This window comes from Allobosea sp. 10L422 (genome assembly GCF_056395345.1).
Window position 1 is genome coordinate 162,643 of sequence record NZ_JBFTJI010000004.1, and the last position, 12,055, is coordinate 174,697.

Consider the following 12,055-nt stretch of genomic DNA (forward strand, 5'->3'; position numbering starts at 1 on the left):
CACCGTGGCTGGGCCATGGTGCCTCAGCTACGAGGCCGGGTAGGGAGACGACGCCGTGCAGCGCGCCGAACGATTGCTCGACATGATTCAAAGCCTGCGTCGCCGCAGGCGCCCCGTGACGGCCGAGACGCTGGCTTCCGAGCTCGATGTCTCCGTGCGTACGGTCTATCGCGACATCGGCGCGCTGGTGCGCCAGGGCGTCCCCGTGCGCGGCGAGGCCGGCATCGGCTATGTGCTCGACGCCGGGTTCGACCTGCCGCCATTGATGCTCTCGCCAGACGAGATCGAGGCCGTGCTGGTCGGCATGCGCTGGCTGAGCGAGCGTGCCGACCCGGTGCTCGCGCGCGCTGCCGAGGACGTGGTCAGCAAGGTCGCGGCGGTGCTGCCGCCGCATCTGCGGCCGATCCTGCTCGATGGCGCCTTGTTCGCGGCGTCCTACCCGGGCGACGTGCCGGTCGATCAGGTCGATGTCGCCGCCGTGCGCGCCGCCATCCGCAACGGCCGCAAGCTCTCGATCCACTACAGCGACGAGAGCGGCCATGCGACACAGCGCATGATCTGGCCGATTGGCATGACCTTCTACGAGCGTGTGCGCATCGTCGTTGCCTGGTGCGAGCTCCGGCAGGCCTTCCGCCATTTCCGCACCGACCGCATGACTGGCCTCGTCGCATTGGAGGAGCGCTACCCCGCCCGCCGCGCCGACCTCTTCCGCCGCTGGCAGAAGGAGGAGGAGAGGGCGCGCGAGGAGTGGGAACGCTGCAAGCGCGAGGGCGGGGACGATCAGGCCCGGATGACGACGTCGCCCGCCAGCCTGGCGCGGCCGGACGCGACCTCCGCCAGCGCCGCCGGATAGAGCTTATGCTCTTCGACGAGGACGCGCTTGGACAGCGTCTCCTCGTCATCGTCGGGCAGGACCGGCACCTTCGCCTGCAGGATCACCGGCCCGGCGTCGAGTTCCGGCACGACGAAATGCACCGAGCAGCCATGCTCGCTGACGCCGGCTTCGAGGGCCTGTCGGTGCGTGTGCGTGCCCTTGAACAGCGGCAGCAGCGAAGGGTGGATATTGATCATCCGCCCTTCCCAGCGCGTCACGAACCAGGGCGTCAGGATGCGCATGAAGCCGGCGAGCACGACCAGATCGATCTGGTTGACGCGCAGGAGTTCGTCCATGGCGCGTTCGAACGCCTCGCGATCCCGGCCAAAGGGGCGATGGTCGATCGTCGCCGTGGCGATGCCGAAGCCGCGGGCCCGGTCGAGCCCGGCGACGTCGGCGATGTTGGAGATGACCAGCGCGATCTCGGCCGGATAGCCCGGCGCCTGCGCTGCTTCCGCAAGCGAAACCATGTTGGAGCCGCGCCCGGAGATCAGCACCCCGACGCGCTTGCGGGCGTTAGCCGTGCTCACAGCGAGAGCTTGCCGCGATAGCTGACCTGCTCCTCGCCGGCAGCGACCGGCACGATCTCGCCGAGCTTCACCGGCGCCTCACCGGCAGCCTTCAGCGCCGCGAGAACCTCATCGGCCTTGTCGGCCTGCGCGGCGACGATCATGCCGATGCCGCAGTTGAAGGTGCGCAGCATCTCGCGCTCGGCGACGCCGCCGATCTTGGCGAGCCAGCCGAAGACCGGCGGGACCGGGATCGCCGGCAGATCGAGCGCCACGCCGAGGCCTTCGGGCAGCACGCGGGGGATGTTGTCGGGGAAGCCGCCGCCGGTGATGTGGGCCAGCGCCTTGATGCCGTCGGTCGCCTTCAGTGCCTGCAGCAGCGGCTTCACATAGATGCGGGTCGGCTCGAGTAAGGCTTCTGCGAGTGTCTTGCTGCCGTCGAACGGGGCGGGGGCCTCCCAGCCGAGGCCGCTGAGCGCCACGATGCGGCGCACCAGCGAATAGCCATTGGAATGCACGCCGGAGGAGGGCAGGCCGAACACCACGTCGCCGGGCTTCAGGTCTTCGCGCGGCAGCAGCGTGCCGCGCTCGGCCGCACCGACCGCGAAGCCGGCGAGATCGTAATCCTTCTCGGCATACATGCCGGGCATTTCGGCCGTTTCGCCGCCGATCAGCGCGCAGCCGGACTGGCGGCAGCCATCGGCGATGCCGCGCACGATCTCGACGCCCACCTTCGGGTCGAGCTTGCCGGTGGCGTAGTAGTCGAGGAAGAGCAGCGGCTCGGCGCCCTGGACGATGAGGTCGTTGACGCACATCGCGACGAGGTCGATGCCGATGGTCGAATGCAGTCCGCTCTCGATTGCGATCTTCACCTTGGTGCCGACACCGTCATTGGCCGCGACCAGGATCGGATCGTTGAAGCCGGCGGCCTTGAGGTCGAACAGCCCGCCGAAGCCGCCGATCTCGGCGTCCGCGCCCGGCCGGCGCGTGGCGCGCACCAGCGGCTTGATCTCGTCGACCATGGCATTGCCGGCGTCGATATCGACGCCCGCCTGCGCATAGGTCAGTCCGTTTGCGCCGGGCTTGCTCATTGCGTTCCGCCTTCCTTGCATGCTCGCGGGAGCGATAGGCAAGCAAGCTGCGGCTGGCAAGGCGTTTGGGTGGTTTTGTCGCTTTCTCACCAGCAACTGCCGTCATCCCGGGTCGGCGCGGCTTCGGCACTTGTCCAGGATGACATCGGAGGTCGGGTGAACGACGCATGGCTGGCATCGTGTCGCGCCATGAGCGAAGCTGCCGCCATGACGATCCCGAACCTGATCACGGTTGCCCGGCTTTTCCTGGTGCCGCTCGTCATCGTCATGATCGTGAACGCGCGTTGGGAGGCGGCCTTCATCATCTTTGTCGTCGCCGGCATTTCCGACGCTGTCGACGGCTTTCTCGCCAAGCATTGCGGCATGGCGAGCGAGCTCGGCGCCTATCTCGACCCCATCGCGGACAAGGCACTGATCGTCTCGATCTACATCACGCTGGCGGTGGTCGGCGCGATCCCGGTCTGGCTCGTCATTCTCGTCGCGGCACGCGACATCATGATCGTGGCGGCGGTGCTGCTCTCGTGGCTGCTCGCCCGTCCGGTCGCGATGGCGCCGTTCCTCGTCAGCAAGCTCAACACGGCGGCGCAGATCGCCTTCGCGGCGCTGGCGCTCGGCTCGCGGGCCTTCGGGATCGATCTCGGTCCGGCGGCCGTGGTCGGCGAACTCGTCGTCGCCGTGTTGACGCTCGCCTCGATGGCGGCCTATCTCGCCTTCTGGCTGCGCCACATGGCGGGCTGACGAGATTTCACACGCGGCCGGCGCTTGGAACTGCGGCTTTCCGTGCACATTTGTCCCATTCCGCTGGTCCGATAGGCGAAAGAGGCTGATCGATGACGTTGCAGCGCCAGATCGGCTTTTGGCTGGGCTCCCTCCTGGTCTTCATCCTCCTGCTCGTGCTCCTGCGCGATATCCTGCTGCCCTTTATCGCGGCGCTGGCGCTCGCCTATCTGCTCGATCCCCTGGCAGACCGGCTGGAGCGGATGGGGATGAACCGGCTGACCGCGACGATCGTCATCCTGATCGTTTTCCTCATCATCTTCGTGCTGGCGCTGGTGCTGCTGGCGCCGCTGCTCGGCCGGCAGCTAGCCGGGCTGGTCGACAGGCTGCCTTCCGACGCGGCCAAGCTGCAGGCCCTGGTGATGGAGAAGGGTTTCCCCTGGCTTGAACGCCTCGGCGCCGGGAAGCTGCAACAGGAAGCGCAGAATTCGCTGGGCAACCTCGTCGGCGAGGCGACCAAATGGGTCGGTGGCCTGCTGCAATCGCTCTGGAGCGGCGGCACCGCCATCGTCGGCGTGTTCTCGCTGCTGGTCCTGACGCCGGTCATCGCCTTCTATCTGCTGGTCGATTGGGACCGGATGGTCGCGACCGTCGATAGCTGGCTGCCGCTCGATCACCGCGACACCATTCGCAGCCTGCTGCATGAGATGGATCGCGCCATCGCCGGCTTCCTGCGCGGCCAGGCTCTCGTCTGCCTGCTGCTCGGAACCTTCTATGCGATCGGGCTCAGCATCGTCGGCGTGAATTTCGGCGCGCTGATCGGCATCATCTCGGGCTTCCTGTCCTTCATTCCCTATGTCGGCTCGCTGACCGGGCTCGTGCTCTCGGTCGGTGTGGCGATCGTGCAGTTCTGGCCGGACTGGACCTGGCCGCTGGCAACGCTCGGCGTCTTCCTTGCCGGGCAGTTCCTCGAAGGGAACATCTTCCAGCCGAAATTCGTCGGTGACTCCATCGGCGTGCATCCGGTCTGGCTGATGTTCGCGCTGCTTGCCTTCGGCTCGCTCTTTGGCTTCGTCGGCCTGCTGCTGGCGGTGCCGCTTGCGGCCGTCATCGGCGTGCTCTGCCGCTTCGCGCTGCGGCAATATCTCGCCAGCAACCTCTATCACGGTGTCGGTGCCAGGCGTGCAGCCCGAGCGAAGTCCAGCGCCGACGCCGAACTCTGACATACGCATGAACGAAGTGCCCCCACGCCCGCGCCAGCTCGCTTTCGACCTGCCGGTCGACAGCCGTCACGGCGTCGAGGATTTCCTGATCGGCCCGTCCAACGAGGCCGCCTACGGCCTGGTCGAGCGCTGGCCGCAATGGCCCGATGCCTGGCTGCGTCTCACCGGGCCGGAAGGTGCGGGCAAGACCCATCTCGCCGCGATCTGGGCCCGCGTCGCCCATGCCTGGACGATTCGGGCCGCGGAGCTGACCGAGGCCAAGGTCCCGCACCTTGTCTCCGGCGGGGCTCTCGTCGTCGAGGATTGCGATGCCGGTCCGCTCGAAGAGGCCGCGCTCTTCCACCTGATGAACGCGATGAAGGCGCGCGACGGACATCTGCTGCTGACCGCGCGCAAGGAACCCGACTTCTGGGGCCTGCGCGTGCCGGATCTGCTGTCGCGCCTCAGATTGGCGCCGGGGGCCACGATCGAGCCGCCCGATGACGGGTTGCTGCGGGCGCTCCTCGTCAAGCTCTTCATTGATCGCCAGCTCGTGGTCGACACCGCGGTCATCGAGACGCTGGCGCTCAGGATGGAGCGCTCTTTCGCTGCCGCGCGGCAGGTGGTGGACCGCCTCGATCGCGTCGCGCTGGAGCGCGGCCGGCGCGTCACGCGCCCGCTGGCACAGGAGGTGCTGTCGGAATTGTTTCCGGATGAGCCCGGCTGAAAGAGAGCGTGCTTGCGGAGCGGCCGTGCCGTCATACGAAATCATGTCGCCCGTCATCGAAACGTCACGCTAGGATGGCTTCAACGGCGCTATGGGCGGAAAGACAATCAGGACACGGGTGAATCACATGACTCTCGAAGCCGTGACCGTCGAGCCGGAGAAGCTCTCCAGCGAGGCCGATGTTGCGCCGCTGCGTCAGCAGCCCGAGCGCTTCATCAACCGCGAGCTGTCCTGGCTGCAGTTCAACCGCCGTGTCATGGAGGAGGCCTCGAACCGCAGCCACCCGCTGCTGGAGCAGCTGCGTTTCCTTTCGATCTCGGCGAATAATCTCGACGAGTTCTTCATGGTCCGCGTCTCCGGCTTGCGCGAGCAGCTCAAGGCCGGCGTGGTCACGCCGAGCCAGGACGGTCTCACCCCGGCCGAGCAGCTCGTCGCGATCGGCCAAGCAGTTTCGGCCCTTACCGACGACCAGCAGGCGCGCTGGGCGGAACTCCGCCACGATCTGCATGAGAATCGTATCCACCTGCTGCAGCCGGGCGATATCGGCTCGCAGGACAGGATCTGGCTGGAAGACTATTTCCTCAACTACGTCTTCCCGGTGCTGACGCCGCTGGCGATCGATCCGGCGCATCCGTTCCCGTTCATCCCGAATCTCGGCTTCACCGTCGCGCTGGCGCTGGAGCGCAAGAGCGATGGGCGCCAGCTCGACGCGCTGATCCGCGTGCCTGTGAAGATCGACCGCTTCATCGAGCTGCCCGATCTTGCCCGCGAGGGGTTGCATCGCTTCATCACGCTTGAGGACGCGGTTTCGCTGTTCATCAGCAAGCTTTTCCCCGGCTACGAGGTCAAGGGCACCGGCTCCTTCCGCGTCATCCGCGACTCCGATCTCGACATCGAGGAGGAGGCGGAGGACCTCGTCCGCGTCTTCGAGACCATGCTGAAGCAGCGCCGGCTCGGCGTCGTCATCCGGCTCGAGGTCTCGACCGGTATGCCCGACCATCTGCGCCGGCTGATCGTGCGCGAACTCAAGGTCGATGCCGACGAGATCGTCGAGGTCAACGGCATGATCGGCCTGAACGAGCTCTCGCAGCTCGTCGGCGTCGACCGGTCGGACCTGAAGTTCAAGCCCTACAACGCCCGCTTCCCCGAGCGCATCCGTGAACATGGCGGCGACTGCCTCGCTGCGGTCCGCCAGAAGGACCTGCTCGTCCACCACCCCTATGAGAGCTTCGACGTCGTCGTGCAGTTCCTGCAGCAGGCGGCACGCGATCCCAATGTCGTCGCGATCAAGCAGACGCTCTACCGCACCTCGGCGAACTCGCCGATCGTCAAGGCGCTGACGGAAGCCGCAGAGGCCGGCAAGTCTGTGACGGCGCTGGTCGAGCTGAAGGCGCGCTTCGACGAAGAGGCCAACATTCGCTGGGCGAAGGAGATGGAGCGCGCCGGGGTCCAGGTCGTCTATGGCTTCATCGAGCTSAAGACCCAYGCCAAGCTCTCGCTCGTTGTTCGGCGGGAAGCCGGGCAGCTCGTCAGCTACTGCCATATCGCGACCGGCAACTACCACCCGATCACGGCCCGCATCTACACCGACGTCTCCTTCTTCACCGCCGATCCGGTGATCGCGCAGGACGTCGCGCGCATCTTCAATTTCATCACCGGCTACGCTGAGCCGGCTGGGTTGGAGCGCATGGCGGTCTCGCCGACAAGCCTCAAGCAGCGCCTGCTCGACGACATCGCCGAGGAAGTCGCCCATGTAAAGGCCGGCCGCAAGGGCGCGATCTGGGGCAAGTGCAATTCGCTGGTCGATCCCGAGATCATCGACGCCCTCTATGACGCCAGCCAGGCAGGCGTGGAGATCGACTTCGTCGTGCGCGGCATCTGCTGCCTGCGGCCGGGCGTGCCCGGCCTGTCGGAGAAGATCCGCGTCAAGTCGATCATCGGCCGCTTCCTCGAGCACACGCGCGTCTACGCCTTCGGCGCTGGGCACGGCATGCCTTCGCCCAAGGCCAAGATCTACATTTCCTCGGCCGATCTGATGCCGCGCAACCTCGACCGCCGGGTCGAGGCGCTGACGCCGATCCTCAATCCGACCGTGCATCAGCAGTTGCTCGATCAGATCATGCTGGCCAACCTGCTCGACAACGAGCAGAGCTGGACGATATTGCCCGATGGCGGCTCGCGCCGCATTGTCCCCGCGCCGAACGAAGAGCCGTTCAACGCGCATAAGTACTTCATGACGAACCCGAGTCTGTCCGGACGTGGAAAATCGCTCTCGAATTCAAGTCCCCGTTCCCTCTCGCGCCGGGGAGGCCGTAAGGCCTGAGCTCCGGCACGCGCCGGGGCGGCTTGCGCTCTCCGACACCATCGCCATCGTCGATATCGGTTCGAACTCGGTCCGTCTCGTCGTCTACGAGATGCTGGCGCGGGCGCCATCGCAGGTCTTCAACGAGAAGGAGATGGCCGGTCTCGGCCGGCAGGTCGCCACGACCGGCCGGTTGGCGGAGGACGCGATCGAGAAGGCGATCCAGGCCCTCGTGCGCTTCCGGATCCTCTGCGAGGCGATGCATGTCGGCGAGCTCCGCGTCATCGCGACCGCCGCCGCGCGCTATGCCGAGAACGGTCCGGAGTTCATCGCCCGCGCCGAGGAGGCGATCGGTCAGCCGATCGAGCTGATCTCGGGCGGCCGTGAGGCGATTCTCTCGGGCCTCGGCGTGATCTCTGGTTTTGATGCCCCCGATGGGGTCGTGGGCGATCTCGGCGGTGGCAGCCTGGAGCTGATCTCCGTCAAGAAGGGAGCCGTCGGGAAGGGTGCCAGCGTCCCGCTCGGCGGCCTGGCTCTGCTTGATCGCTCGAAGGGCTCGATCCGATCAGCCGAGAAGATCGTGAAGGACGAACTCGACAAGCTGCCGCAGCTCGCCGCCATGAAGGGGCGCGATTTCTTCGCCGTCGGCGGCACCTGGCGCGCTTTGGCGACCTTGCACCAGCGCCGTGTGAACTACCCGCTAAACGTGATGCATGGCTACGCGATCCCGCCCAAGGACGCGGCCGACTTCGTCAAGCTGGTCGAGCGGGCCGATGCCTCGGTGCTCGACGCCATCGATTCGGTCTCCTCGGCGCGCCGGCCGCTGCTCGCCTATGGCGCGCTGGTGCTCGACGAACTGATCAAGCGCGGCAAGCCCCGCAGCATCGTCATTTCGGCGCAGGGCGTGCGCGAGGGGCTGCTGCACGAGCAGCTCTCGCCGCAGGAACAGACCTCCGATCCGCTGCTGCAGGCCGCGCGCGACTACAATCTGCTGCGTGCGCGCGATCCGCGCCACGCAGCAGATCTCATCGCTTGGGTGGGCGGAATTCTCGAAACGGCGGGGCTCGCGCAGGACGAGCCCTCCGGGCGCCTGATCGAGACCGTCTGCCTGCTTTCCGATATCGGCTGGCGCGCCCATCCCGATTATCGCGGCGAGCAGAGCATGAACGTCATTGCCCATGCCTATTTCACCGGCATCGACCATGTCGGCCGGGCCTTCCTGGCGATGGCGATCTTCCATCGCTATGCCGGGCTGAAGGCCAGCTCTCCGGCGGCGGAAGGCCTGAAGACGCTGCTTCAGCCGCCGCTTCTCGCGCGTGCGACGCTGATCGCCGCGATCTTCCGCGTCGCCTATCTCTTGTCGGCGGGGATGGCCGGCATCCTGCCGCGAATTCCGGCGACCTGCGTCGATAACCGCCTGCTTCTGCGCTTCCCGGGCGATCTCGCCTCCTTGTCCAGCGAGCGCGTCGAGGGCCGCCTCAAGCAGCTCGCCAAGCTGCTCGGGCGCGATTTCGAGATCGGCCGGCTCTGAGGCGCCGTCGCGGCGGCTTCAAAACGCATCTTTGTCATTCCGGGGCGCGCCACAGGCGCCAACCCGGAACCCAGGACTGGGTGAGATATAGGTGTTCGGTTGTGAGCCGCGTCCAGGTTCCGGGTTCTTCGCTACGCGAAGCCCCGGAATGACAAGCAGTGCGCCGGTTTACCCAACCGCGCGTAGTCGCGCGAAGCCCGCGTCGAGATCGACCTTCAGGTCGTCGATGTCTTCGAGGCCGATATGGATGCGGATCGTCGGCCCCTTGAAATCGGGCTTGGTCGCGGTCCGATAGTCCTTGCAGTCGAAGGGCAGGACGAGGCTCTCATAGCCGCCCCAGGAGGCGCCGATGCCGAACAGGGTCAGCCCGTCGAGCATCGCACCGACCGCCTTCATCGAGACGGGCTTCAGCTCGATGGTGAAGAGCGATGAGGCGCCGGTGAAGTCGCGCTTCCAGATCTCGTGCCCCGGCGCACCCGGTAGGGCAGGGTGGAGGACGCGGGCGACCTCGGGGCGCTCGCTCAGCCATTCGGCCATGGCGATGCCGGCCGGCATCTGCTCTTTCAGGCGTACGGCCATGGTCCGCATGCCGCGCAGCGTCAGGAACGCGTCTTCCGGCGCGACGATCAGCCCGAGCTGATTCCAGGCTGCGCGCAGCTTCTTGAACAGGTCCGGCGTCCGCGCCGAGACGGTGCCGATCAGCACGTCGGAATGCGCCGCGTAATATTTGGTGCCGGCCTGCACCGAGTAGTCGACACCGAATTTATGGGCATCGAAGAAGAGCGGCGTCGCCCAGGTATTGTCCATCGCGACCAGGATGTCGCGTGCCTGCGCTGCCGCGACGATGGCCGGGATGTCCTGCATCTCGAAGGTCTGGGAGCCCGGCGCCTCGGTCCAGACGGCCTTGGTGTTCGACTTGAAGAGCTTGGCGATGTCGCCGCCGATCAGCGGGTCGTAATAGCTGACCTCGACGCCCATGCGCTTGAGGAACGTGTCGCAGAAGATGCGTGTCGGACGGTAGACGCTGTCCGTGACCAGCACATGGTCTCCGGCAGAGAGCATGGTCAGGAAGGCGAGCGTGCAGGCCATCAGCCCTGAGGGTGTGACGACCACGCCGGACCCGCCCTCGATCGTGTTGGCCGCGGCCATGAACGCGTCGAGCGTCGGGTTGCCGTCCGTGCCGTAGGTGTAGCGCGCCTTGCGGACCAGGAAGTCCTCGGTGTTCGGGTAGACGACCGTCGAGCCTCGTACGATAGGCGGATTGACAAAGCCGTAGCTATCGCCCGGGTCGCGTCCGGCCAGCACGAGGCGTGTCCGCTCGCCAAGGCGCGCAAATTCAGGAGAAGACAGCTTTTTCATGGAAACAGCGGGTCTCGAAGGCAGGAAAATGCAGTCGGGCTTGACCACACCCCCCAAACTCGCATGTGATGTATGCGGCGAACAAGGGGCGCCGGGGGCGGATGGCGGTTGCTTGACGCTCATGGGTCGCTCTGGCAATCGACTCGGCAACGGGGGCGTCGCGCAATCGCAAGATGAATCGAGCAGCGAAAATGCTGCCGGCGGCGAGACCAGGATGGCGTTCGGCGCGAGCCGGAAACGTGGCTTCAATGGGAGATTACCGATGAAAAAGTTTCTAGCAGCCGCCCTCGCGGCAGGAATCGGCTTGGCGATTTCCGCGACCGCGGCTTCGGCCCAGGCGACGCTCGCGCAGGTCAAGCAGCGCGGTATCCTGAATTGCGGCTCGAACACGGGCCTCGCGGGCTTCGGCGTTCCCGATGCGCAGGGCACTTGGAAGGGGCTCGACGTCGATCTCTGCCGCGCCATCGCGGCGACGATCTTCAACGACCCTAACAAGGTGAAGTTCATCCCGCTTTCGGCCAAGGACCGCTTCACCGCTCTCCAGTCGGGCGAGATTGACGTGCTCGTGCGCAACTCGACCTGGACGATGACGCGCGATGCCTCGCTCGGCCTGCTCTTCACCGGCGTCAACTACTATGACGGGCAGGGCTTCATGGTCCGCAAGAAGCTCGGCGTGAACTCGGCTCTGCAGCTCTCGGGCGCTTCGGTCTGCACCCAGCAGGGCACCACCACCGAGCTCAACCTCGCCGACTATTTCCGCGCCAACAACCTGAAATACGAGGTCGTGGCCTTCGCGAGCTCTGACGAGACGGTCAAGGCCTATGACGCTGGCCGCTGCGACGCCTTCACCACCGACGCCTCGGGCCTCTATGCCGAGCGCCTGAAGCTCACCAATCCGGACGACCACATCGTCCTGCCGGAGATCATCTCCAAGGAGCCGCTCGGCCCGTCCGTCCGCAATAACGACCCGCAGTGGTTCAACCTGGTGAAGTGGGTCCACTTCGCCATGCTGAACGCCGAAGAGCTCGGCGTCACCCAGGCGAATGTCGACCAGCAGCTCAAGGCCGACAATCCGGAGATCAAGCGCCTGCTCGGCACCGAGGGCAAGTTCGGCGAGCAGGTCGGCCTGACGCCGGATTGGGTCGTGCGCATCGTCAAGCACGTCGGCAATTACGGCGAATCGTTCGAGCGCAACGTCGGCCAGGGTTCGCTGCTCAAGATCGCCCGCGGTCAGAACGCGCTCTGGACCAAGGGCGGCCTGCAATACGCTCCGCCGGTTCGCTGATGCATTCGCGGGGCGCCGGGTAGACCGGCGCCCCGTTTTGTCTTGCGGCCTGCGAGCGGCCGCCTCCGCGCCGTGAGCCGCTCTCGAAGCGTTTCGCGGCGTTCCTGTCTCGGCCGTGACAGGGGGCGAATCTGCAGTTTGCCAGGCACTGCCTCGCGTTGACGGGATTGTTCGTTGACGAGGCGATGTCGGGCGCGCACAGATTCCAAAACCGCGCGTGACGGAACGAAGCGCGGTTGGTCCGGGATTTGCTGTTCGGGTTTTTGCTTCAGCAGGGCTTGCCGTGTCGGCATTTGCTGCTCAAGATTTATTCAATCGGGGAGAGCGGGACGAACCCGCTCCGAACAGGGGAACGGCATGAAGACAGAAGGCATCACTGTCGCCGCAGCGGCAGCTATCGGCGTCGGCATCGCGTCGGGCGCGTGAAAGACGGCGGGGCTCGCAGGGCGCGCCCTTCC

10 protein-coding genes are annotated in these 12,055 nt (G+C 66.1%); 7 read left to right on the forward strand and 3 right to left on the reverse strand.

All coding sequences use genetic code 11. From position 1 onward, the window contains the following. Positions 1–55 precede the first annotated feature (55 nt). Positions 56–853, forward strand: a complete 798-nt coding sequence (locus AC1DEZ_RS10820) for a helix-turn-helix transcriptional regulator (protein ID WP_441511336.1) — start codon at positions 56–58, stop codon at positions 851–853. Here AC1DEZ_RS10820 and purN read toward each other — a convergent pair. Both purN and purM read right to left on the reverse strand, forming a co-directional pair. After that, a complete protein-coding gene (gene purN / locus AC1DEZ_RS10825; RefSeq protein WP_441511533.1) occupies positions 781–1,344 on the reverse strand; it encodes a phosphoribosylglycinamide formyltransferase in 564 nt (187 codons plus the stop codon). The two genes, AC1DEZ_RS10820 and purN, sit on opposite strands and share 73 nt — an antisense overlap. Positions 1,345–1,400: 56 nt before the next feature. Beyond that, on the reverse strand, positions 1,401–2,474 hold the full coding sequence (gene purM / locus AC1DEZ_RS10830) for a phosphoribosylformylglycinamidine cyclo-ligase (protein ID WP_441511337.1): 1,074 nt from the start codon (positions 2,472–2,474) through the stop codon (positions 1,401–1,403). 207 nt (positions 2,475–2,681) lie between these two features. Between purM and AC1DEZ_RS10835 the strand changes: the two genes are divergently transcribed. From AC1DEZ_RS10835 to ppx, 5 genes are all read left to right on the forward strand, one after another. Continuing rightward, on the forward strand, positions 2,682–3,212 hold the full coding sequence (locus AC1DEZ_RS10835; protein ID WP_441511534.1) for a CDP-alcohol phosphatidyltransferase family protein: 531 nt from the start codon (positions 2,682–2,684) through the stop codon (positions 3,210–3,212). A gap of 92 nt (positions 3,213–3,304) precedes the next feature. Further along, a complete protein-coding gene (locus tag AC1DEZ_RS10840; protein ID WP_441511338.1) occupies positions 3,305–4,414 on the forward strand; it encodes an AI-2E family transporter in 1,110 nt (369 codons plus the stop codon). 7 nt (positions 4,415–4,421) lie between these two features. Next, the gene (locus AC1DEZ_RS10845; protein ID WP_441511339.1) at positions 4,422–5,120 is read left to right on the forward strand and encodes a P-loop NTPase family protein; all 699 of its coding nucleotides are present in this window, start codon (positions 4,422–4,424) and stop codon (positions 5,118–5,120) included. 127 nt (positions 5,121–5,247) lie between these two features. Beyond that, entirely contained in the window at positions 5,248–7,443 is a 2,196-nt protein-coding gene (locus tag AC1DEZ_RS10850) for an RNA degradosome polyphosphate kinase (protein ID WP_441511340.1), read from the forward strand. Then, on the forward strand, positions 7,379–8,953 hold the full coding sequence (gene ppx / locus AC1DEZ_RS10855; RefSeq protein WP_441511341.1) for an exopolyphosphatase: 1,575 nt from the start codon (positions 7,379–7,381) through the stop codon (positions 8,951–8,953). Before AC1DEZ_RS10850 ends, ppx begins: the two co-directional genes overlap by 65 nt. Before the next feature lie 168 nt (positions 8,954–9,121). Here the strand turns inward: ppx and metC are convergent, their stop codons facing one another. Then, on the reverse strand, positions 9,122–10,312 hold the full coding sequence (gene metC / locus AC1DEZ_RS10860; protein ID WP_441511342.1) for a cystathionine beta-lyase: 1,191 nt from the start codon (positions 10,310–10,312) through the stop codon (positions 9,122–9,124). A 262-nt stretch (positions 10,313–10,574) separates the two neighbouring features. On the opposite strand from metC, the gene AC1DEZ_RS10865 reads away from it, so the two are divergent. Then, positions 10,575–11,597, forward strand: coding sequence for an amino acid ABC transporter substrate-binding protein (locus AC1DEZ_RS10865; protein WP_441511343.1), 1,023 nt, complete (start codon positions 10,575–10,577; stop codon positions 11,595–11,597). Positions 11,598–12,055 lie beyond the last annotated feature (458 nt).